The 25596-nt window shown below is 42.1% G+C and carries 10 protein-coding genes; 2 read left to right on the top strand and 8 right to left on the bottom strand.

Going from position 1 to position 25596, the window contains the following annotated elements:
* Positions 1-99 precede the first annotated feature (99 nt).
* The 5 genes from LYNGBM3L_RS34365 to LYNGBM3L_RS28740 form a co-directional block, all read right to left on the bottom strand.
* A complete protein-coding gene (locus LYNGBM3L_RS34365; protein ID WP_008189725.1) occupies positions 100-1758 on the bottom strand; it encodes an EF-hand domain-containing protein in 1659 nt (552 codons plus the stop codon).
* A gap of 53 nt (positions 1759-1811) precedes the next feature.
* Positions 1812-16400 carry a hemopexin repeat-containing protein gene (locus LYNGBM3L_RS28755; RefSeq protein ID WP_008189724.1) on the bottom strand — a complete coding sequence of 4863 codons (14589 nt, stop codon included), beginning with the start codon at positions 16398-16400 and terminating at the stop codon, positions 1812-1814.
* Positions 16401-16687: 287 nt separating this feature from the next.
* Positions 16688-17794: a substrate-binding domain-containing protein gene (locus LYNGBM3L_RS28750; protein WP_008189723.1), complete on the bottom strand. Its 1107-nt coding sequence runs from the start codon at positions 17792-17794 to the stop codon at positions 16688-16690.
* A gap of 239 nt (positions 17795-18033) precedes the next feature.
* The gene (locus tag LYNGBM3L_RS28745; protein ID WP_008189722.1) at positions 18034-18759 is read right to left on the bottom strand and encodes a hypothetical protein; all 726 of its coding nucleotides are present in this window, start codon (positions 18757-18759) and stop codon (positions 18034-18036) included.
* Positions 18760-18922: 163 nt separating this feature from the next.
* Positions 18923-20662 carry a VWA domain-containing protein gene (locus LYNGBM3L_RS28740; protein WP_008189721.1) on the bottom strand — a complete coding sequence of 580 codons (1740 nt, stop codon included), beginning with the start codon at positions 20660-20662 and terminating at the stop codon, positions 18923-18925.
* Positions 20663-20808: 146 nt separating this feature from the next.
* On the opposite strand from LYNGBM3L_RS28740, the gene LYNGBM3L_RS28735 reads away from it, so the two are divergent.
* Together LYNGBM3L_RS28735 and LYNGBM3L_RS28730 are read left to right on the top strand one after the other, a co-directional pair.
* On the top strand, positions 20809-21636 hold the full coding sequence (locus LYNGBM3L_RS28735; RefSeq protein WP_008189719.1) for a Uma2 family endonuclease: 828 nt from the start codon (positions 20809-20811) through the stop codon (positions 21634-21636).
* A gap of 144 nt (positions 21637-21780) precedes the next feature.
* Positions 21781-22566: a Uma2 family endonuclease gene (locus LYNGBM3L_RS28730; protein ID WP_008189717.1), complete on the top strand. Its 786-nt coding sequence runs from the start codon at positions 21781-21783 to the stop codon at positions 22564-22566.
* A gap of 160 nt (positions 22567-22726) precedes the next feature.
* Here the strand turns inward: LYNGBM3L_RS28730 and LYNGBM3L_RS28725 are convergent, their stop codons facing one another.
* From LYNGBM3L_RS28725 to LYNGBM3L_RS44510, 3 genes are all read right to left on the bottom strand, one after another.
* Positions 22727-23836: a tetratricopeptide repeat protein gene (locus LYNGBM3L_RS28725; RefSeq protein ID WP_008189716.1), complete on the bottom strand. Its 1110-nt coding sequence runs from the start codon at positions 23834-23836 to the stop codon at positions 22727-22729.
* The gene (locus tag LYNGBM3L_RS28720; protein ID WP_008189714.1) at positions 23809-25077 is read right to left on the bottom strand and encodes a tetratricopeptide repeat protein; all 1269 of its coding nucleotides are present in this window, start codon (positions 25075-25077) and stop codon (positions 23809-23811) included. The genes LYNGBM3L_RS28725 and LYNGBM3L_RS28720 overlap by 28 nt, the downstream gene beginning before the upstream one ends.
* A 339-nt stretch (positions 25078-25416) precedes the next feature.
* The gene (locus tag LYNGBM3L_RS44510) at positions 25417-25575 is read right to left on the bottom strand and encodes a hypothetical protein (protein ID WP_154659947.1); all 159 of its coding nucleotides are present in this window, start codon (positions 25573-25575) and stop codon (positions 25417-25419) included.
* Positions 25576-25596: the final 21 nt, after the last annotated feature.

Genomic DNA, 25596 nt, shown 5'->3' with positions numbered 1-25596 from the left:
GTTAGGTTCCACTTTGGGTTTGGCAAGATAGATTTCGGTCAACAGTTGGAAAACGTTTCACCCAACCTAGAGCGATCAAAATGATCGCTCTAATTAATGTTATGTTGAGACTGCTTTTGGTGCGGGGGGCGTTTGCCTAGGTACCGTTCGGCTGAATGCCTGGTTTGACGATCCTTTTGAAGCTGAAATGGTGAGCTTTTGGGGTTGGCCTGTTGTTTCGTTTTTGGCCGAGAGTCTTTTCTCGTGATCCCTATATTCCTTGAGCTTTTTCTCCATTTGATCCTGATAATTATTGATCTCTTTTCGACTTGTCTCTTCCTTCTGCCCTTCGTAGGTGCGATCATCGATCACCTCTCGAATCACGGTGTCCACTTTGTCCCCGTTTTTTATCAACACCTTATAACTTATATATTTTGCCGCCTGAATACTGTCCGTTGTGGTTCCGGGGTAGGCGTATGCTGTGTGTTTGATGACGACTTTGGAAGGATCTATTATATTATTGGCGATAGATTGTTTGATTGCTTTCTCGATAGCCGTTTGTTTTTCTTCTTGCCAATATGTGTTTGATACTGCATTAATGTGGTGTGCTGCACCCCCAAAATCGTCCGCAATTTGATGGCCTCTTACGGCAGCGGCTGTTTTGTTTGATATCTCATTGTTATCTGGAATATAGAGCCCATTTTCATTCCTTACTTTCTTGGCATCATGTTGGTTTTTAGGAAATTGTTGCTTGTTTTTCCCTAGGTTGGCCCCTAGTAGAAATCCGGGGCTGTTTCCGGTTTTGGAATCTCTTGTGCCTTTTTGTCGTAATCTAACAAGCCCTATTTTCCAGGCATTTTTTTTTATAATTCCTATTCTTTCGTTGATGGGCTCATATAATTTCTCCTCCTGCAAATTGTCATCCAGTGCATTCTCTTTGTTTAGATATCCTATAACGTCACTAGAAACCTTTTCAAGAAAATATTGCTTATCCTGGTTTGCAAGTTGGTCGAAATCTTTCATTACATTATACCCCTTTATTTGATCAACTTGTAAGTTATCCCTCTGATTGTTCACCAACGTATCAATTTCCTTTTCAATTAATTGGGTTATCTTTTTCCTATTGCGCTCTTGAGTTTGCTGTATTTTAAAAGCTTCTATCCCCTCCTCATATTCTCTTTCAATTTCTTCGCGTTGCCTTTGTTCTTGTTGATTTAACTCCTGTCTTCTTAGGGCTTCTATCCCCTCCTCATATTCCCTTTCAATTTCTTCGCGTTGCCTTTGTTCTTGTTGATTTAACTCCTGTCTTCTTAGGGCTTCTATCCCCTCCTCATATTCCCTTTCAATTTCTTCGCGTTGCCTTTGTTCTTGTTGATTTAACTCCTGTCTTTTTAGGGCTTCTATCCCCTCCTCATATTCCCTTTCAATTTCTTCGCGTTGCCTTTGTTCTTGTTGATTTAACTCCTGTCTTCTTAGGGCTTCTATCGCTTCATACTCTTCCCTTTCAATTTCTTGGCGTTGCCTTTGTTCTTGTTGATTTAACTCCTGTCTTTTTAGGGCTTCTATCGCTTCATACTCTTCCTTTTGGATAGCTCCTCTTCTCACATTCTCGTTTGGGAATAATTTATTGTTTTTTGATTCGTGTTTTTTCTCCGCTTCATATTTCTCCATTGCTTGCTGGCGGATAGCTATATCCGAGCTATCATCTACATGAGCATATTTTCTTTCTCTTGCTTTTTTTCTTGCGAGTTCAGCTTCTTTACGTCTTGACTTACCCATGTCACTATTTCCTCTTTACTATTATTCAACTAAATCTTGGATGTATTGGTTGTCTAAACAACCGCCTTATACATCACAACCAACCCCAAATTACTCAAACTCTTCCTATCCCCCTTCGCTTTAAAATTCCAAGTCGCACCCGAGCTTCGGAGCATCAGCCCATTCGCCTCATTAAACTTGCCATGCTTCAGCGTCAGGTCCGTATCATCATTCATAATTAAACTCACCTGCCCTTCCCCTTGCATTTCATAATGAGGCACCAACCCAGTAATTTTACTACCCGATAAATTGGGTAACATCTCCCGCTTGACCATAATCTCAAGTTCTTCTGTTTCCCCACTAATAAACGCCTGCCATTCTTGAGGAAATGTTTCCGCCATATTGATATAAACAGCAGTGGGATAAGGCTTTAACATCCCCTTCACCGCACTGGCGAAGGCACTGCCGCCATTAAGGGCAGTGTACTTCAACTTGATAGTCACCTTATTCAGTTCGTTCAAGTTGTAGCTGCCACGCTTACCGCTTAACTCTAATCGCCAGGTTGATACCGCACCTGTTCCTTCAAAGGGAAGGAAACGTTCATCATCTAATCGCAGTTCAAATAAACCGTTCGGTTCGTCATATTCTCCTATGTCACCCAAGGCTATTTGCTGAGTGGTGCGCCAATCGCTGCGGATTGACATCGGTTCCTTACCTTTGGGATTCAGTAAGTATTTCACCGCTTTCACGTCTGGTTCCATCACTGTTTTATGACGGAGTTGAGTTAAGGTGGCATTCACGGTTTTTCCTTCACCCGCATCGATTTCAATGGCAATCGTTTTAACTTGTCGGTTATAGTGCCCTTGGAAGTCGTAATCGAATAAGGCTTCCGAGAGGTTGAACTCACATGTGCCTTTGGTTTTTAATTGAATAAAGGCCATGGGGTCCAGCTCCGCCAAGGAAATATGTTTCCCGATTTCTAAAGAACGGCTATTGGTATCAATATAAGCCTTCTCCATGCGGTCTAGGTCATGCCCTAGGGAATCACCACTGAGTAAACCTTTCCGCAAGCTGTCCCAATACATACCGCCAATGAACGAAACCTCACTCTCTTTAAGACCGCGCTCGAATTGATAAGCTTTTTCGGCAGATTTTGCCATATCGTGGGCTAGCTTATAGGTTTGGAAGAACAAGCCTGATAACTTGCTCGTCATCCATTGATACAACTGTTCGTTTGAGAACTTGCTGGTCATAAAGCGTTTCATTGATTCATTTTGTTTGATCTCCTTTTCGGTTGACTGTATCTCTAGCCTTGCGACATTGATTTGAAATTTCGCCCCTTCGATTTGGGCTTCCAGTTGCTTGATTTCACTTTCAGCCATTGTTTGTTGTAACTCCCAATCCTCTTTTGTGCGTTGATACTGGGCAAATAGACCTGCAATCTCACCTCCCATATTTATTGCTTCCGAAATAGACGATATACCATCAGCAGTCGTAGTTAATATGTCACTTAAGTGCATACCGCCGTGCTCAATATAAGAGGCAAATGGAGGACCAACAGCTACTTCTGGCGATGCCCCACTAATCGCTGCTGCAAATTTGAGACCGGAAATTCCATAGTTCATATAAGCTGATGCGGTCATCATGGCAATTTGAACGATTTCTGAAGCAATCATTCCTTGATCAATCAGTTTGTTATAATGCTCAAGTTGCCCTTCAGCACTTTTCTTATTTTCTTCAAGGGATTTCAAGTTTTCTAGTGCATCATTTAATTGCGCTTCCTTAATCCGGCTCGTAACTTCGAGAATTTCTTTTTCATGACGATTTTGTAACAAACTCAGGGCTTCGCTATCTTTCTTTTCGATCGCTCCCAACAAATCCCCACCGAATTGATTGAGTTTACCTACCAACTCTCGCGCTTTATTCAACATAAAGTTGAAGCGATAATGAGGTACAGCAACAGACAATCCTGCGATCGCGCCACCGATGCCACCGCCACCTGCTACTGCGCGAACTAAAGCCATCGGGTCAATGGGAGGTTGGAACAAGGGCAAGGGTTGCTTAATCCCCATAATGTTTAGGCTATGGCGAATTTTATACAGCCGGTCTTCAATCCGATCCCAATAGTCAATTAAATTTTGATTTTCGGGTATATAGAAGTAGGGTTGAGTGACCGAGCTATGAATATTAGCCGCGAAGGTTAGACTCTTTTCATCTGGGTCTTTCCTACTCACATCAAACAAAAAGTCATATTGACTACTATCTGCCTCCGCGCCTTTATCATGAATGCCTTCAATCCCATTGTTGCCATTACGCCCAAAGGGTTTTGAATCAGACAATAGTCTGGTGCCGGTATTTTCGGGTTTTTGTCCGAGGAGATCGTAAGCTAAGATATAGTGCATCCGGGCTTCGTTGATACTCTCACGGGTGTACTGACGGAACAGTTGATCCCCCCAGTCGATCAGATTATCGATATAGGCCATCACTGTGGTGCGTCGATAGGCAATCCGTCTCAGTCGGGCAATGGCATGAGGGTCGAAGGGGTCTTTCAGGTAGGCTTGGATTTGGGGCTGACTGCTGGTTTCATCAGGAACCATAAATCCATATCGGATCGGAAGTCGTTTAACTATCTCCAAGGTTTCGGATAGAGCTTTGGTATTAAGGTCAATCAGAAGCTTATTCTCCTGAGCATTTTTGACTTTATTATCGATAGTCTTTTTCAGTTCGGTATCTGCTAGTTCTGTAGGCAAGTTTGCCAACTGAGTCCTGTCTGCACTGGAAAGCTCGCGTTTTCCTTCAAACGCTTCTTCAAACTTTTTCTTGTCCTTTTCGGGTTGAAGCAAGCCAATGACTGCGGATGCATTCAGGTTTAATGCCCTAGCATAAGACTTGATCCGAGCAATCAAAGCCTCAATATCCACTGATAAGAACGGCAAGAACTTCCAATATTCCACTTCATCGGTCGGGTCAAATATGTACTCAAACCATTTCTTCGCTTCTTCAAACTTCTGTTGAGTATTCAGAGATTGAGCAATCAGCAAAGGCGCGTGGAAGAAGAGTTCCCAATAGTGAAGGCCATTTGCACCCCGAAACTCCAAGTGTGAATGTAAGGGGAGGGTTTCGACCCTTGTGGGGTTCACTTGAATTATTGTCTCCCCACTTTCGCCATCTTTAGTAAACTTCGGGACTTCATCGATTTCCTGATTCTGTAGGCTAAATAGGTCATCAATGCCATGGGCAAACAATTTTTGACTCAATTTACTTCCCGTCATCGAAGACAAACGAATGATGTCATACTTAGCATTTTGCTTAGTGACAAATTCCTTAACCTTCACATAGTCATTTCCTGATACTAGGTAGGCATGACTATTATATTGAAAGGCAGCGTCGAACTTATCGAATCCCTCGGGCCATACCCAGTTACCTTGGATATTGTTAATTTCTTTGGTGGCTTTGGATTCGGGATCGAAAATTGCGTATTGACTATGGTCGAAGAGATAAACCTTATTATCCAATTCAAATACCGCTCGAACCGGTCCATTCCATCGAGGCAACCCTTCCGTATTATTCCTCAATAGTCGAGGATATCCCGGTTCGACATTATCGAACTCAGTACCCTGGTAACGATAATACTGGTCCCCGGAAAAGAGGTATGTTTTTTCGTTGTGAGTAAAAGCTGCATCAACCACACCTTTACCATCTTGGATGTTATTTTTTACTTTTCCCCAATCCTTCTTAATGGTCTTTGTATCCGAGGCATTATCAGATGTGAAATAAATATTTCCTTGGAAAAATCGGATTTTATTATCTGAGCCAAAGAAAGCAGCATTAATTCCATTTTCGTTGGGAATACCATCTTCTCCGCCTTGGGAAATTTTCTTTGGATATCCCGTAACAGGCTGAGACAATGATGGGTCGCCAACAAACTTAATGTATTGGTTGCCAGACACCAAATACAAGATTTGGCTACCGGTGGAATCCCTCTTGGTTAAGGCATAGTCAATGGATGAAACGGCAGTATCTGCCCTAGATGTATAATTTGCAATATTCTTGGGTTGAGACCATGGAATAAGCAATGAACTCATTACCTTATTAAAGCTAGGACCCATTATGTAATTTTGCGCAGAAAGAAGCATTAGTTGACCCTGGGAGTCAATATACATTCCTGTTAACTGGTTAGAAGGCACTCCGTTAACATGAATAGTTTTCATAGGTGACCTTGTGGGTTGATTTCTTCCATCAACATTTCTGGCAAAGTCCTTATGAAATACAAATAGTTTCGGTTGAGGATCATTAACCGCTAAAATAAAGTGCTCCCCATATATGGATAACCCGACGAGGGATTTACTCCGTGAACTTTTTATTTCAGCAATATAGTGTAGTAGATAGGCATCACTAGTAGAGCTATTTTTGTAGAACTGATTGTCGGCGATAAAGAAAGCATCCTCATTAACCACAAACGCTTCGGTAACCTGACTTAAGTTCAGTTGTTCTATATTAGCAGTATATAATCCATCAAGCTTACTAAGTAACTCTTCTTTACTTGACGCCTTCTTGAGAGTTCCGCTGGTATCATGCAAATAAGTATCTTGTCCATAATCAAATGCGTTTCTAATACTTTTTGCGTCATCAGTCGGTGGCCAGAGCTTATCCGAAATCTTTAATGGGTTGTTAAGATCATCGGATGTGACATACTGATTTCCTTTGATAAAATACGACTTATTGCCATATTCAAAGGCAGCGTCCATGGATTCCCACTGGGGTAGGTTATCTTTATTTTCACTTAGTTTTATTGGATAACCATCATCAACCTGTTCAAAGGAAGTAGAATAGACGAAGTACTGGTCTCCGCTGAACAATATGGTCTTTCCTCCTTTAACCATTGCAGCGTCTACATGGTTATTTTGTTGAATATTATTATTGACCTTACCCCACTTATCTTTCGTCGCTTCTACAGAAGAAATAACAAGATCCTCCATCTTCTTATTCTCTGACTCTGATGGAATACTAGTTGTCGTATATTCGCCTTCCTTTGAAAATGCGTACAACTGATTATTAGCAACAAAGGCCGCGTTCATAGTAAACACTTTTGTAGTATCTAGTGTTTTAACGTCTCCGTTCGTATAAGTATCCGTTGCTCCCGAAGCTGGTTTACACAGGAAGCTCGCCCCTTTGTAATAGAAGCATGCCCAGGTGAGTGAGTTTTTGTTTTCTGGAACATGCAACAGTACAGGGGGTTCAAGTTTATTCACTTTTTCAGTAGGAAATAATTCTTTAAAGGTATCAATACCAGAACGGTTGACACCAGCAGTATTAGACTGACTTGCCTTAATTTTTACATCTCTGGTTTCGGGATAGAAGTTAAAACTGCTAACCTCGTTTCTGCGATCAGCAATAATTTGGAAGGTGGCATGGCGTTTTTCTTGCTGAGACGTAAGTGTTCGCCAGTCTTTCTTCCACATCGCACCATCATTATCAAAGTACAATACATCGTAGGAATAATTGACTGATACGAAGGTGTAACCGTCACCAATTAAGCCTTTAACGATTTGAAAACTGGAATCATTTTTATATAAATTATCGTCTGCTTGTTCGTGAAGCTTGATTCGATCTCCCTGATGCCTGAGATAGAAATCCGGCTTATCTGTTGCAGTGGACTTGATAGAAATAAGATCATTGCGATTTTTATCGAGGGTAGATTCAACTATTTTAAACTGGTTTTCTGGTGCTTCAAATGCATCTCCAGGAAGAATCCGTTTAACGTAACTTAGAAGATCCTTTTCATAATTGACCAGATGAAGCCTATCAGTGTTAGTTGCCTTAAGATAGACTTTACTGTCACCATCCACAGACGCTTTTTCAATCGCCTTAATAAGTTCTTCCCTTTCTGCGAACCCATCTGCATTCAATTTCGGTTTAATCTGTTTTTCGGTCACATAGTGACAGTGTACTAGAATACTATCCAGATTGAGTGCCTTACTCCTTTCTGAACCACTAAAATCTATAAAATAGTTAGTAATGGTGTAATTGGATGTCATCTGATGATTTAGTTTCTGGGCAGGAACCCAAGTTTTGTTCAAATCATAATAGGAGTAATAAATCTGCAAAACAGATTCGGTGACAGCGTTAGACTCGACCTTAGTGTTGTTATTTTCTGAACTGATATTGACCCCTGTATCTGAACCTATACTGCTTTTCTGTTCGATTTCAGCCCAGAAAACATAAACCCGATTCAGGGTATATACTGGGTAAACCCGCTCGGAATTAATTTGAATATTAACCTCTTCCCAGGGTTGCCAATTAACTGAGTCGGTTTCGCCATTGATAAAGGTAGCGCTTCGATAATAATAGCGTCGAGGCTCACTGATGGTATGACCAAACAGAACTATGTTTTTATCATCAGGATTGTCGGGATGATCATACACATAGCCCCCAGCCACCTTGAGCTGTGATAGCTCGGTATATTGGTCGATAAACCGATTAAAGGCTTGGGTGACATTGGCCTCATTCAGTTCCCCTTGCAGGAGTTCTTGCTCTAAGGCTTTAAATTCTGGGGTTTTGGTATCTCTGAGTTCCGCTCGAATATAGTTTTCTGGATACAAGAAGACTTTACGGTTGGCTTCCCAAACCCGATAGTTCTTCATCCATTCCCATCGGTTCAGCAAGTCTTGACGGCGTTGAGCCTGATCTGGTTTTAGCTCGGCGGATTCGAGATTAATAAAGTAACGATGCATAAACAGTTGAACTGCTGCGATCGCTTCTTTGATCTTAGAAGTGGATGCCTCGCTGCCCATTTCCACATCAATTAATAATTTCTGATAAAGTTCACGAGCATTATTTACCTCTTGATCTTTATGAATAGCATAAGGTAAGAGTGCATCACGCTTGATCAGATTCAATTCATCCCGGATTTCGTTGTGTAGCAACTCCACCCCTTTTGCACCACAGTGGGTTGTGGTCAGCAGTTTGTTTAACTCCTCTTTGGCAGCAACGATATTACTATGACTGGGATACTGCTGACCGCTATTGAACTGGGCCTTGGTTACAAAGAGTTTAACCAGTAGTTGTGAATAAAGCGTCTTAGGCTCTGTGGAAATTTTATGAGCAACCTGGAAGAAATCGAATATCCGTAGGATAAGCTCAATATTAAACCGATTCTCAAATTGATTATGCTTTTGGATAAAGCCATTATTTTTCTTGAGCCACTTGAGCTGATTGATATCCCAATCAAATAGCTCTGCTAAATCAAAATAGGGCAATTTGGTATAGCCTTGTTTCGGATGAAGGATATCGGTCAAGGTGGAATCACCGCTAGCATAGGTATCGTTAAGCTGTTTAAACTCGGTGATTACTTTAATATCGGAGATCAGGTAATCAGCCCAGTCTCCCCATCGCAGCTTAAACTGATAAGGCCCCATAATCTTAGGACATTCATGGCTGTTATTGATGAACCGAACATAGTGGTCAGCCTTAACAAAGTAGCTATGACCTTCAAACTGGAATGCTGCATCAATACCACTTTCAAAGTCATGGGGCAGATTACCCCAGTTATTGGCAATGGACTTAGGATAACCTGGGTCAACATATTTCTGTAATGGGCTACCATAGCGGATATATTGATTGCCTTTAAAGACGAGTAAACCCCCTTCCTGGTCAATAATGGCAGCATCGATTGATGTAACGGGTTCCTCAAAATTGTTATTGGTCTTTAACCAGGTCTCTGTTACCTTAAGTTGAGTGTTGCGATCGTTAACCCAAACCTGTCTATCCTTAATCAGATGAACTTTCCCATCTTTGTCTTTTAGGGCAGCATCGATGCCATCAACTAACTCAACTGGAACAGTAGGGAAAGTAGATTGAGGTAATATCGGCTCACCCAGTAACCCAGAAGCAATGGTTTTGGGATAGCCGCTGTCGATATATTCGTATTCGTCACCGGAATAGCGAATAAAACGGTTACCGGAGAACAAGTAGGTATAGCTCTTCTTGTCCGATAAATTGTGATAGGCGATCGCAGCATCGATTTTACCATTGGCTAAAAAGGGTTGTTCACCGCAAGCCAGTTTAGTCAGGTCGTAATTAGCCGCCAGTTCCATGGAGGCAACAAACAAGGTGGTATCGATCACGAGATACACATTCCGTTGATTGATCACCACTGCTGCTAGCTTGGCTTGCTGTTGGGCTATCTTCTCTTCAAATTCATCCGGTAGATGTTTAAAGCTGGCTTCTTTCCGTAAATTGATCGCGATAGATTTGGGATAATCTTGATCAATCTCTCGATAGTCATCGCTGGAATAACGGACGTATTGGTCACCTGAGAATAGATACGTTATCCCTTTAGTATCAACAACCGCAGCATCTACTTTTTCGGTTAAAACATTCTTAACCAGCCCCCAATGATCTCGTGTTCTGTGGATCTTAGGCTCTGGATTAGTTGAACCAGGGGTAATAGTTAAGAAACACTCAGGGTTGAAACAATGAATAGCACCGCTTTGATCAACGAAGACAGTGGTTAACTCCTCAATGACGTGATTATCACAATCAATCCCCTTCCACAACTTATCTAGAGACTTAGGATAAGACCAATAATCATTTTCGGGATTGTATTCCAGGAATTCACCATCATGGATCAAGATCAGATTGTCACCATCTACATATAACGCATCAACCTGGTCAAAACCCGCTTCTTGATAGTCCTGGGGAATATTCCAAAAACTCTGGTCGGCTTGTATGGGGTTTTCGGTATCGGGTTCTGTGTAGTCGTTGGATGAGTAACAAACATATCGGAACTCGCCATCTTCATTAGGGGGTTCTAGTAGATAGGTCTTACCATCGAGAACATAAGCATGAGCGACACGAGTTAACCCACCCCAATGATCTTTGATCATTTCCGGTAGTTCCGACGCTGGGTTATCCATGGGTTTATTATTTTCATAGGTAAAAAACTGATCCTGTGAAAACAGATAAGTTTTTCCATCCCGGCCCACGAGTCCAGCATCAACCTGTCCAGATTCATAGATGCGGTTGGCTACGCGCCCCCATTCTTCTTTTATCTCCCTGGTTTCATCTAGCAATCGGTTGTAAACCCGATTACCTTTGAATAGATAGGTATTACCATCTGTGCCTTTGAGTACAGCGTCTATACCCGATTTGAAATCATTAGGGAGTTTAGTGAACCATTCAGGCTGTTTGTTAAGTCGGTCCCACTTTACGCCTTCTAAGCTAGTACTATGCTCCCAACCTCTGTTTTGGCTCTCAATGTAAACCGAGCCGTCTTGAATAAAGGCACATTGAATTACATAGGTTGCATTAGTGTAGTCTTTGTAGGTTTTTGATCTGCTATTGGAAATGACGCGAAGCTGTTGATCAGCAAAAAGATAAACATTACGCTGATCAGCAAACGCGGCAGTCAATTTTTCGACTAAGGCGAGACTCTCTTTATCTTCCTTTAGCTGTTTAAAGCGAGGCTCATCGGCTAAAGCATCTTTGATTGACTTCGGATAACCAGATTCAACATTCTCGTAATTGTCATCTGTGTATCGGAAGAATTGTGAACCGGAAAATAGATAAGTATGAATTGCGCTTTGCTTCTGAGTCTCAGTTTGACCTTTAACTTCCTCCTCCCATTCAGAATGCAGTCGCACCGCCGCATCAATCTTGCCGGTTTCTAAAATATTATTTTTGATGTTGCCCCAGAATTTGTTAGTTGTTCTGGGATAGCCGTTGTCCAAATGACAAAACTCTTTGTCTGAAAAACGAACATACTCATTGCCAGAAAAGAAATAGGTTTTTCCATCTTTTCCGGTAAAGGCTGCATGTATTTTAGTAAAGGGGATGTCGTCCCATTTTTCGGAAATAGTTTGCGGCTCTGACCACCAACGGTGCATAGCATCAGAGTGGATAAATTGGTTGCCAGAAAATAGATAGTGGCTGCCATTATAATCTGTGAAAACCGCATCAACTGCTGCAAAACCAGCATTAATTAAATGCTGAGGCAGATTCCACCAGTTATCATTGACAAGTTTTGGCTCCCGATACCCTTCATCTGCTTCTTTGTAGTCATTAGTTGAATAGCGAACATACTTCGGTTTTGAAGTAGACTTATCGAATAAATAAGTCTTTCCATCCAAGACAAAGGCTGCATTAACTTGTTCTAATCCCCCCCAGTCAGATGCGATCGTTCTCGGATACCCTGCATCGACTTCGGAATAGTCATCACTGGAATAACGGAAATACTGATTGCCGCTGAAGAGATAGGTTTTGCCATCAAGACCAACAAAGGCGGCATCCACTTTACCATTGGTTATGGGGTTTAAGGTTTTACCCCATTTCTCCTTAATCTCTACGGGGCCGTTACGATTACCGGCTGAGTCAACGGTTATAGATTTTTTGTCTTTAAATAGGTAAAGTACTTCATTTTTATCTTTAAAAGCCGCATCAATATCTTGGTGGAACTCAGCAGGAAGATTGTTAAAGTGTTCTTTAATGAGTTTAGGGAACCCTTCCGTCGGCATCACTCCATCATTTTCAAGGCAATCCTTAAAGCTAAATATCTGATCGCCGCAGAAGATCATGATCTGACTACCATCGATATAAACTGCATCCACTTTGCCGGTAGTTTTCAGATTATTTTGCGTCCGCCCCCACTTAGCCATAATACTCTGGGCTTTAGTCAGGTCCTCTGAACTAACAAATTGATCGTTTTTAAATAAGTAGGTCTTACCATCATGCCCGACAAAGGCAGCATCTATGGATTCTTGAAATATTTTTGGTAATTGTTCGTTACCTGGTTCATTTTTCCAGTGTTGGGCTATAGTTTTAGGATAGCCTTCATCGATATAGTTGCTTTCCTTTGATTGGCGGACATATTCTTCCCCTGAAAAGAGATAGGTGTATCCACTACTATCGGTATAAGCGGCATCAATTTTATCCAGGTTCTGGAAGTTATTATGGAGCTTACCCCATTCTCGTTCTTTTAGTTCCCAAACTTTACTATCTTTGGCTTGCTGATAGTATTTTCCGCCTGCGATAATCACGTTTCGAGCTTCATTGTCCACAAAAGCCGCATCAATGGTTTTACCGGCAAAGTGAACTGAAAGTTCTTTAAGTTCCTTTCCGTCTTCTTCTTCTAATTCATAGGTTATGCCATCATAAATCCAATATCGGTTACCTTTGAACAAGTAGATCTTGCCATGGGTGCTCTCCAGGAGGGCATCAAATGTGGTAATGGGTGTAGATTCTTGTTTAGATTTTTGGGGAAGTTCCAGCTGTTCAGGAAACTTCTCCACTATACTTTGATCGTAAAAGACTAGCTCAACATCTTCTTTAGTCAGTTTGAGTTTATTGGCTAGCAAGGCAAACTGTTGAGTTCGGCGATAGGCAGTATTGAACCGTTGTTCTTTGGGCAGTGTGGTAATATTGCCCAGAAGATCTTCAGCCTTTAATAAGGGTAACAACCATTCAGATGCAATATGATCACTGCCTTTAAACATCTCAGCAGAGATCACTCGCATACTGTCCACATTAAGGTTAAACGTCTGCTTTAACTGTTTATAGATAAAGGTTTCTTGTTGTTCAGCTAGGGTTTTAATCTGGCTAACTACCTGATTAACCATCGCCGATTGCTCTTTAGCAATGGCATGCAATAAAAAGAATACATCTTTATTGTAATCTTCAAATGCTTCTAGGGATATGGCCAGGGCATTGTCGATATTTAGGAAATAGTCAAGCTTATCCTCTGGGATTTTCCGGTCATCGGTGATGTGCTCTAAACTGATCAGAAGGTCAAATAATTCCTCTTTTTCGCTGCTACTGAAGCCCAGCTGATCTAGTGGATGATCCACTAACTGTAGCTTGTCTGATAGCAGTACGATATTGCGCAAAGTATTAAACACAACCCGGTTATCAGTGGGCTCGAATGACCACCAAATATCGAAGTTTTGGAAATTTTCTTCTTCTCTGAAAAATGCTTTATGTTTTTCGGCTATTTTACCCCCTTCTAGAAAGTGGTAGTTTACCGCCTGGAAAGACCATCTGGCCACAATCTTTTCGGCAACCTTAATAAAATCCTCTCGGCTAAACTGAAGATAACTAGACAGATTTTTTTCAAGATGTTGCTTTAAGGCTGATAATATCGCTGTTCTATGGGGATAGAATTGCAACGCCAGGGAAAAATCTTTGAGTGGGAGCTGAGTTAGTTTCAGGTTATCGACAAAATGCCCGTCTTCATCGATATAGTCGTTAAACTTGAGATTTTCAATCAAATCATCCACTTCGAGCTCGGTTAGTGGTAACTCAGAAAAGATACCTTTGTTAACCGCAATTTTGTGTAGTTTTATCTCCTGACTCCGCTTAGACAGAATCTCGAATACATCTTTTGACTGGGTACCGATATTGGCATTAACTTCAAAATTATCTTCATTATCAGAATCCTCGAAGAATGACTTTTCAACTAGGGCACCTTGATCATCGATATAACCGTTAAAAATTAGATTATGGTAGAGCTCTCTAGATTCAAATTCTTGTAAGCCCAAGGGTTTGAGATCAGAAGGATAAATAGAAACATCATCATGGTCTTGATGGAGCTTGCTAATTTGATTGAACAGCTCAGACCGAATCGGGGTAAAATCTGTATCAATGTGGAATTTACTTACATCGGTAGTGAGTTTGTCTTCAATCAGCCTGCCTTGAGTATTCAAGTGACCTTTATGAATCAAATTGTCATAGATTTTATCGGCTATTTTTTCCCCAATCCCCAAGCCTAAGAAATCTTTCTCGGTAATGGTGTCAATTTTATTAACAGCGTCGATGGCCGCTTTTTTGACAAGATTAGCCTCAAAGGAAATCAGCCTAGGCTCTTTCTTAGTCAGATGATAGTTGCGATCGCTTAAGGTTTCGTAAACCAGCCGTGATGTCCGGCTGTCGAGCCCAGCTTCTTTTAGTAATGACTCTTTAAAATGTAAGGGTTTAAAAGCTTGATGCCAACTATTGAATAACGCCAGTTGCTCTTGGTCGTCAATCTCCTTTTGGGTTTTGACTTTCTTAACCGGCATGGTGTCATCAATTTTCTTCAAGTCGATTTTATCGACATAAGCACCACTGGTTATTTTTAACAAGTCATGGGCAGAAAAGTCGTTCTTTTGCATCCATTGGGTCAATCCATAAACGACTTGAATCAACCACATGGAGTCTTGAACATTATCGTTGGATATTATTTGATAACAATCCCGCTGATCTATCTTAAAGTCTATTAAAACGTGGCAATTTTGAAATTGACGAACAGCGGGGTCTTTTTCTAAAATATCGAAAATAATAAATAGCTCTTCCAGGGAAATCTCACAGATATTCGCTAGCTTACTCACACGGTAGAAAGTGGTAAGCATTGACGTTTCTTGATCCCCAGTGTTCCAAAGCTCATCGTTATCCAAGTGGCTACGAAACTTTTTAATTAAGTAGGTCAGTTGCTTGGTAGGTAAATCTAGAGAGTGGGCAACCCTTTTTCGATAACCGTCATTGGATGTATCGAGAATATCTAGTTTGAATTCAATCCTGGAAAGTCCTAGGGCATAAAATTGTTGAGGAATATTGGCGTGATTCCAGATATACTGTTTATCGGCGATGGCACAGGGGTTATTGTAAACGCGGTTAAACAGGTCAATGGGCATCTCCTCATTACCTTGCCCGAGGATATTCATCGGAGCAAAAAAGGCACAAATCTCATCAACTTCCAGTTCCAGCTTAGCCTTGAGCCAGTGAACAACTGCGATAGGGGTAAGCGCTTCTGCGTTTAACTGATTGTTACAGCAGTTACGTAGGATGATATCCAGCTCAATAAACGTGAACCCGGTTTTCTTAGCGAGACGGATGAAGCGGTTAGCACGGTCTAACCAGAACTCAATCGATGTAGAGCCTTTACTTTGCCACTTAATGCGTTCTTCATCCTCAGTTAGATCAGCAGCACCTATTTGAGGGTCATTACAGAAAAATTTGAAGAAATTAGCGTACTGAAATTCTTCACTATTTTTATTAAGATTTTGAAATAAAAGTTCTCGAAGTTCTAGTTCACTGATGCCGGTAGCTGCAATAAACTTATCTACAATAATATATTTACTAACTGAATCCTTTAGGTCTGATAGCTTAGCAACGCCATAACACTCTGCGAGATCATCGCCCTTACGAGGTGTTTCGATCAGAGTCGCCCACTCTTGTTCTAAGATCCCTAAATAGGCTTTTGCCAACAGCTCTTGCTGTGGCATCTCATCAAGCAATCTATAAAGTTCCTCTGCTTTGACACCAAGATGCTGAAGATAAACCTTGACTGTGGCGTAGTCAATATCTTGGGGCAGGTTAAAGGGATAAACTGCTTTGCGAATCTGTTCAAATGCCTCTTCCTTGGCAGTTGAATCGTTCTTGATTTTAGAGGCTAGGATCTCATTGACTCGATCCAGGTAAGGTAGCATATCAAAGGTATTTTTAGCATCCAGCAGTATTTCCTTGATATCGCTGCGACGCTGGTCAAACCCGTGTTCCTTAAACTCATCATCCAACAGTTGTAATAAATCAGCTAAATAAGCAGCAGGAGAATAAACTGAACGGGCTTCATCGCCTTTCTTGAAGTCAATTTCGCCAAAAATCCGTTCATAGCTTGGTAAATTTTTAGTCATATCTGCTCCTAGTTATTCCGAGTATGTATACCAACTCTGTACTGGTGCGTCTTTCTATACTATTGGACCTGATACAGCTTTAACAGTACCCTTGCGGGTACCTTTTTTGTTAAGAAAGATTAATCGATATAAAGCAAAGGGAGCAGGGAGCAGGGAACAGGGAACAGGGAATAGGGAATAGGGAACAGGGAATAGGGAATAGCGATGCAGCACCTTAATAAGGGAGTTTCGCGACTCCCGACTCCCGACTCCCGACTCCCGACTCCCGACTCCCGACTCCCGACTCCCTACTGCACCCGATTCCACATCCGTTGAATTTCCCCAATCACCTCAGAATTTGGTGGTGCTAAGGTTTTTAAATTAGGGTCAGTTTTTGCACCGGGAATACCTTTTGTCCAAGGACTCCCGGAGACAGATTGCAAATCAATACCCCCAATCACAGGACGAAAACCGTATTGCACAAAGGTTTTTTGTTGTTCTGGAGCAGTTAGGAATTGGAGGAATTTCCGTGCTGCTTTTACCTGTTGCGAGTTCACATCTCTGCGGACAATGGCTGCGGTGGAAACCGTTTCAATGGTGGGATTAAAATAATAAATCTGATAGGGCTTGCTTTGAGTCTGGGCTACCTGTTCCCAACGGTAGAGGGCAATGCTTTCATATACAGTAGCAACATCTGCCTCATTGGGACCACGGGCAATAAACTCTTGCAATAGAGTGTCTGTTGACCGTGGCGGTTGATAGACAGACCGCTTGACTAAACTGAACAGAGATTGAGTTTCCGAGCTATTAAAATTAGTTGGGGATAAGGTTGCGCCCCCAGAATTACTCTGTGTCCAAAGACTTAAGGTCAGTTGTCCGCTATTGGAACGATTAGGATCGGTAGTCACAAAGTCAAAACTCCCCCAGTTAGGATTGCCTCCAATCTCCTGCCAATTGCGCTTTTTCATGGCATTTTCCAGTCTTAACCATTGAAAACGACCATCGGGAAATAGAACTTGTCCCCGTTCTGGCCAAGCAATACCTACTAAGAGGGTTTTGGCAATGGGTTGGGGGTTATCATAAAAGGCTTCACTAGTGTTTTGGGCTTGCCAGCGGACGCTTAACTCATTCAACAAAACCCCATTAGCGGGAATTAAAATTGTGGGTTTAAAATCATTCTTTTCATCGAGATAGCGATTGACTAATTCCTGGGAGCCTTGGAATTTAAATTCGATGTTAATATTAGAATGGGTTTCTTCAAAACGTTGTTCGAGAACAGCGAGGGGTTCTTGCAATTCTGTTCCACTTACCACATAAAGGGTTTGATTTCCCCCTGGTAAAGGAGCGTAGGCAATGCCTAGGGAAACAGCGATAATCCCCAGGGAGGTAATTGTTTTAGTGGTTTTATTATCCATGATTTATAACGATTTGCGACTTTATTGAGTACATATTTCTGGTTTTTTAGGGAACAGGGAATAGGGAACAGAGAAGAGGGAAGAGGGAATAGGGAACAGAGAACAGGGAACAGGGAATAGATCAGTTGGTATTAAACTTAAGTTATTTAAAGCAGTTTGCAATTGGGTATTGAAAACCGCTATAGCTGATAGCTGATAGCTAATAGCTGATAGCTGATAGCTGATAGCTTACTATCAAGTTAAGATAGGAAAAGAGCCATATTGTCTTGAAAACCTGCCAATTCCGTACTGAGGGAGCGCAATTCTTCCACTGTTTGGGCATCTTGTAAATTGCTTGTCCGCAGGCTATTCTGCAACTGTTGTAGAACTCCTGCTGTATCGGTAATCAAAGTAGCTAGAGCAATCACCTGGGCTTGTCTGGCATCTTCCCCTTGTCGGGCAAGGGTAATGTTGTGGTTTAAGCTGGTCGCTAATTGTTGTAATTGTTGCCTAGCGACTCCAGAACTATTATTTTGTTTGGCTTCTACCTCTTGCAACTGCTGCTGTAAATCGGTTACTGAAAGCAGGGAGTCTGTACCATGGAGACGTTGGGAGAATTGATCAATTTTGCTGGGTAATTCCAAAGCGCGATCGCATGCGAATTGAATAGTAGAAAGTAGCTCCATTTCGGTGGTAGCAAGGGCAAGTTTTTCCGATTCTGAGCGCAGGCTTTCTGCTTTTTGAGCAATCAGTTGAGCCTGTTGTCGTACCTGTTGTAATTCCCTTTCCAAAGCAGGGTTTTGTAGGGTCGGGCGTGGTTGACTTTCCTTTTGCTTAAGAACAGTGGCACTAGCCACCGTGACCACTCCTGCTAGGGGAATAGCAATGGGGCTCGGAAGTCGAGCAACTCGTACTGCGATCGCCAGGACTACACCTCCTGCTAAGACCGCTAGGGGATAATGAAGAGGATTTGCAAAGGTTAACATGGGTTTAGTAATCGGTAATCAGCGACTGATAATTTACTTTAACTATATATGGTTAACTATTTTAATGAGGTACATCTAAATTTTTTTCCCTGTTCCCTGTTCCCTGTTCCCTGTTCCCTAAAACCCAAGAATCTGTACCTCACCCAATTGAAAACTGCTGTACTTAAAACTCAACTTGTAAATCTGCGATTAAATTAGAAATTGTTTCGGGATTGCCCTGACGATAATAGCCCCCATTTAGTTCAGCAATTGTTTGCAGGACTTTAGGACTAAATTCTCCTTGTTTGCCGTAACCGACGGTGAAAAAAGCAATACTTTCCTCCGCTTCAAAGTTACTGCTTTGTAATTGTTTTGAGAGGTTATCGAGAGTGATTTCTGAGCCAGAATCCTGACCATCGGTCAAAATCAACACCGCATTAATCGCGTCTGTTTTAAAATTTTGTTTTAACCAGTTCCGAGCAAAAATAGCACTATCATATAATCGAGTTCCTCCCCCAGCTTTCAGACTACCGATAAATTTTATCCCCTCAGCTTTTCCTTGGGGTGTTCCTTCCACCATAAATGGCTGCTTAATCTCATTACTGAAAGGAATAATGGCAATCTTTTCCCTTGAACCGAGATTCTGCACGTAGTTCAGTAACGTATTCTGCACACCCGAGAGTTTCTCACCTCTCATAGAACCGGAAACATCTACGACTAAAGCAACTTGGGAAGGTTTTTTGGCGTAGCTTTGCCAACTTTGCAACATCGCTTCTACCACTTCCGGTTTAGGAGGACGGTAGGAATCGTATTGAGGATTAGCTTGTACCCCAAATTGAGGGGAAAACTTACTGCCAAGGGGCACCCCTGGAATCCCCGGACGTAAGCCCAAGTCTACCGCAATTTTTTGGGTTTCTGGTTGCCGTAGGAATTCAATAACTTTTTCCCCTGCTGCTTTCTCTTTTTCACTCACCCATGGAGCATTGGGGAGGATGGCGCGGATGTTGGAACTGAAGGTAGCAGAAGGATAAACCGCTTGATAGTTAACCGTATTATTACCTTGGCTGTTGGCAGAAATCACTAAGGATTCGTAGACAGAGCCCACAGAAGCCCAAAAGGGACCGTTTTTCACCATCGATTTCGCTAAGGATCCCGTAGATTTGCCGTAACGGGTGATTTTGTTTTGGATTTTCTGAACCCGATCTTGGTATTTTTTAACATCGGCTATGGTGAGTTCTTGAGGACGCTTACCGGAAACCGAAGCAAATTGAGCCACTAGGGTTTGCAAGCCAGAATTGGAACGGGTTGGAGCAGTGTGAACGTAAGTTATTGGTAAAGGAGCCGCTTTGGAGTCTAGATCCTGGTGATTTTTCGCCTCTACCAAGGAAACATAGAGATCGTCCACTGCTGCTAAACCTCCGGCTAAATCAGCTTGGGTCATAAAAACCATCGGACTGTAAGCAAGCAGAGGTGATTCAGTTAAATCTGGGATATAGTTCTGTCCTGGAAAAATTTTATTAATCTGGAAGATCAGCTGACTCTGGTAAATTTCCCCATCCACAGAAATTAAAGTAGGAAATTGGGAATCTTCAGGAGCGATCGCACCGGATTGCAATTGTTGCGTAAGATTAAGAACTTCATCGACCACATCCCCACTTCCTTTAGTATCGCAGGTTAGATAAAAGGGAGTACCATCCTCTAGTTTAGGCTGGGAGTTATTGAGTTTGGTCGCAGCGCGATCGCAAAAATCTTTTAAGTCACTCCCTGCCAGAAAGCGAATTTCTAAACCTCGGTTGACTGTTTGGTTGATCGTTTGACTATTCTGACAAGCACCAAGGAGCAAGAGAACAGAAGAGACCGGTACCAAAGATAGTTTCCAAGAGATTGAAGAGAAAATCTTGGGGAGATTGCTATAATTAAACATCACACATCCCTTAGTTGTTGAATCTAAGATCAAGCACCAATTAAATAATAACACGTTTGCTTTACAAAAAATCTGTTAAAATGGTAGTTTTTTATAGGGTGTGATAAGATAGAATAGGCTTCCAGTATTTGGTGAAAATTTTTCCTATGATTCAGCAAATTACTCCCACCACCGATGATATCTTCTATCCCGAAAGTGACGGGAAACCCATGGCCGACAATACCCTTCAATTTGAACTAATTACCACCATTAAGTATGGCCTGGAAGTCCACTTCAAAGATGAACCCAATGTATTCGTTGCTGGGGATTTGTTGTGGTATCCAATACAAGGACAACCCAAAATCAACCAAGCCCCCGATGTAATGGTAGTTATCGGTAGACCGAAAGGGCATCGGCGTTCTTATAAAACTTGGGTTGAAGATAACCTTAATCCCCAAGTCACCTTTGAAATAGCCTCCGAAACCAATACCATCAAAGAATTAGAAGAAAAGAAACTCAAGTTTTATCAGACCCATGGGGTAGAAGAGTACTATCTCTATGACCCAGATCGGACAAAACTGAAAGGCTGGTTGCGTTCAGGAAAAAAACTAGAACCCATCCCTCAGATGCGAGGTTGGGTGAGTCCCCGTTTAGGAATTACCTTTGAGTTAGTAGCATCTCAATTGGTACTCTATTATCCCAATGGTGAGCCTTTTGCTAGCTATTTGGAAATTAGTGAGCAAAGAGATATGGCTCAACAACAGGCAGAGCTCGAAAGGCTGGCAAAAGAACAAGAACGCCAACGGGCAGAGCAAGCGCAGGAAGCTTTAGAGCAAACGGAGCAAGCTTTAGAGCTTGAAAGGCTGGAAAAACAACAGGCATCACAACGAGCAGAGCAAGCACAGCAAGCTTTAGAGCTTGAACGAACTCGTATGAAAGCATTACTGGAACAATTAAAAGCCAAAGGGATAAATCCCGAGGATTTTAACCTATAATCTCTAGCAATTCTGATCACGAGTGAGATACAAATAATTTTTTCCCTCTTCCCTACTCCATTCCCCCCTTATTAAGGTTCCCCCCTTATTAAGGGGGGCTAGGGGGGATCCTCCCTACTCCCTACAACCCAAACAATTTTTCCTATGGTTCAGCAAATTACTCCCACAACCGATGACATCTTCTATCCCGAAAGTGACGGCAAACCAATGGCCGACAATACCCTTCAATTTGAACTAATTACCACCATTAAGTATGGCCTGGAAGTCCACTTCAAAGATGACCCCAATGTATTCGTTGCTGGGGATTTGTTGTGGTATCCAATACAAGGACAACCCAAAATCAATCAAGCCCCGGATGTGATGGTAGTTATCGGTAGACCCAAAGGGCATCGGCGTTCTTATAAAACCTGGGTTGAAGATAACCTTAATCCCCAAGTCACCTTTGAAATTGCATCATTAACCAACACCATCAAAGAATTAGAAGACGATAAACTCAAGTTTTACCGGACCCATGGAGTAGAAGAGTACTATCTCTATGATCCAAATAGAGCCAAACTAAAAGGCTGGTTGCGTTCAGCCGAAAAACTAGAACCAATCCCTCAGATGCTTGGTTGGGTTAGTCCCCGTTTAGGAATTACCTTTGAGTTAGTAGCATCTCAATTGGTGCTCTATTATCCCAATGGTGAGCCTTTTGCTAGCTATTTGGAAATTAGTGAGCAGAGAGAACAACAACGTCAACGGGCAGAGCAAGCCGAAGAAGCTTTAGAACAAACACAGGAAGCTTTAGAGCTTGAAAGGCTCGAAAAACAACAGGCATCAAAACGAGCAGAGCAAGCACAGCAAGCTTTAGAGCTTGAACGAATTCGCATGAAGGCATTGCTAGAGCAATTAAAAGCCAAAGGGATAAATCCCGAGGATTTTAACCTGTAAGGGATTTGATTGATAAGTTGTTGGTTGCTACTATCTTGTTTCGTCGTAGTTTGTCCCACTGTGGGCAAAGGCATAATTACCCCTACTGAGATCAGACTAACTAGAGCTGTTGCCCAAATTTTTGGCCGTTTTGATTTAGTTGAAACCATACCGATACCCCCTACCTCAAATCCAGAGCCGCCTCTAAAATTTCACTTTTATTCTGTTCTAATTCACGCACTTCTGATTCATCCCCTAAAGCCCGATAACTGACCTGGGCTTGCTCTAACCACTGTAACGCTTCTTCTTTACTATCAAGAATTAGGGTGATAATCACTAAACTCTTTTGTATTTCCGCTTGACTGTTTAAATCTGATGCTGTTTGAGCCAGTTCTAAACCTTTGAGGTAACGCTCCTTTGCCAGTCGAGTTAACCCCACTTGTGTGTAGGTATTCCCTAGCAGTTGATAGGTGGCTACCAAATTATTACCATCTTTGATGCTTTGTTCGAGGATATCAATCGCATCATATTTCAAGTCTTCGCTGAGGTAAAAATGGGCTATGGCTAAGGTTTTTGCTTCTTCACTTAACTGTTTTTGCTGGAGTTTCTCTACTTCTTTTAATAGGGTGGTAGCTTTCTTTTCATCAAGTACCCGAAAACCAAATACCCCTTCCTCTATAGAACGTTGACCGTTGTCAGTCTCAACAATTAACCAATAATAACCAGGTGGTAGAGGTTGTTCCCCTGAATAAAGAATTTCTGTCTCCCTACTGTGGGTTTTCCAGTCTAGATCTAATCCTTGTCCACGAATCCTAACAGAGTAACTTTCTGCACCTTCAACCTGATGCCAGCGTAGGGTGGGTCGGTTGTCGAGTAAGGATGTGTTCCTCGGACTTAATAGATAAGGAATGTTTTGATTATTTGCTGCCCTAGTAGGAGCGGTATCATCCTCTGAGTGAATTATTCTATTATCTCTGGTGGCAGGACAGCCTTCATTAACGGTGGAAGTTCTTCCCGGTTCAGGTTTCCAGGTTGTCCAGTTGGAACACAGCACTTCAACCGTAGCATTTGAGCCTACCAACAGCTGATAATCCCCCCTGAGTACAGAACCAATAGAAGCTGGTTGAAAATTTGACCAATTGGGCTTCTGGAATTTGACTTCACCTGGAGGACCCAAGGCGATAATTAGGTTAAACCTTGGTATTTGAGGCAGGGCAGGTTTGATGAAAGTAACTGCCACACCTAGCCCCAGTGCAAAGGCAATTAAGGTTTTCGATTGTTTTGACCACATGATTGATTGTCCTCCTTTAATTTTTTATGAGCTAAGCCCAGCCACAGATCCTCATCAGGATTAGCACTTGAGCCGAATTGACAACATTTTTGCCACTGGTTCAGGGCTTTGGTTTTCTGGTTTTGTCCTTGATAAACCTGAGCTAATAAGCAGTGGGCTGAACCGCGATTAGAGATTCGTTTACTACCTTCTTGACTACTTCCTAGAGAAACAGCACCCAGGATAAATTTCTCCGCTTCATACCAGCGCTGTTGCTTAAGCCTTGCCCAACCCAAGTTTTTCATCAGGTCGTATTTAACTTTGATACTGGCTTGCTCAGCCTTGGCTAAACCTTTTAAGAGTAGGGGTATAGCTAAAGATGGTTTGTTGTTCAGAATATGCAAGCGACCTAAGTTGTTATAGGCTTTGACAAAACCGCCTTTTACGGCGAATTGGTATTGAGTTCTGGCTTTATCAAACTGTTGTAAATCTTCGTAAACAAAAGCTAAGTTGTAGTGAGCTTTGACATTATCAGGATTAAGGGCTAACGCTTGCTGATAGTGGGCTTCAGCACTGGCTAGTTGACCTTGGTTATACTTTTCAAAACCTCTTTTATTGGAGAAATTAGAAAAATTGGGCAGATAAAAGTGAAAACCTAGTAAGATTACCAGTAATAACTCCGTCGCCCCGAGCTGGGCTTCCGCATGAAAATGCTTGGGAATACCCAGTCGGATTAATAATTTATCAAATCCTTCTTGTCCGGTTTCCGTTAGTTCGCTGATCCCTTGTAATACGGTCAAAAGACTGGGAAAAGCAATTGCTACTGCTCCCGCAAATCCAGTGCCTGCTATCAAAAAACGAGGCAGAAGGTCGATTAACAAGCCAAGATTCGCCGTCCAGCCAGCAATGCTCAATCCTCGCCATAACCAATCCCACCATTGCCAGCGGGCAAGCTCCGCTTCTGTTTCTAAATGCCACCACCAAGCTGTGTCTGGGGGTTCCAAACTAGTTCGCCAGCTGGCAAAATCAATAACTTTGCTGATCTGCCAAGCATTTTGTTTGAGGCGCACATCCAAGGCAACAAGCTTTTTTTGTTGGTGATAAGAAGGGTAAACTTGTGCCTGACCAACAGCCTGAACAAAATCCCTAGCATTTAAAACCACGATAATTTGCTTTTCAGACATCGGTGATGCTGAATCTTCAAGGTGTTCAAGGGCTATTTCGTAAGTCTTGAGAGCCTCATCTAAGGGAGGATTAGTCATTTACTTTGTGGGTCAAAGAAGCAAAAATTAAACTTAATTGTTATTGCAGCTTATATAGTTATATAGTTGATTTTATAGATTTGTACTACTAAGCTCGAAAAGCTTGACTGTAAGCATTCAGCAGTCAGCCGTCAGCCGTCAGCCAAGGGCATCAGCTGATACGCGACACGCTGATAGCTGATAGCTGATTACCTGATCTAGGGGTAATTGCAGCTGGCTCACATTTTTTTGTTCCCGCTTTTTATTGTAGGGCGCAGGCTAAGTAATAACAACCGTTAACATAGACGTTACACTTCCCACCCTCCCCACACTCCCGACTCCCTCGGTGCCCTTGACCCATTAAGAATTAAATTCGCCACGGGTCGCACCGCTCCCGACTCCCGACTCCCGACTCCCTAAAAAAAAATCGGTCAAGTTTGGGTTAACCCCAATCCTTGACCGAATCTGTACTTGAAGGTTCCACAAGTACAGCTCAAAATGGATAATTTCAGATCTCAATTATGGCATGATTCCCGAGTT

This window comes from Moorena producens 3L (assembly GCF_000211815.1).
Classification (GTDB): domain Bacteria; phylum Cyanobacteriota; class Cyanobacteriia; order Cyanobacteriales; family Coleofasciculaceae; genus Moorena; species Moorena producens.
This window is presented reverse-complemented; position numbering and strand designations above follow the sequence as displayed.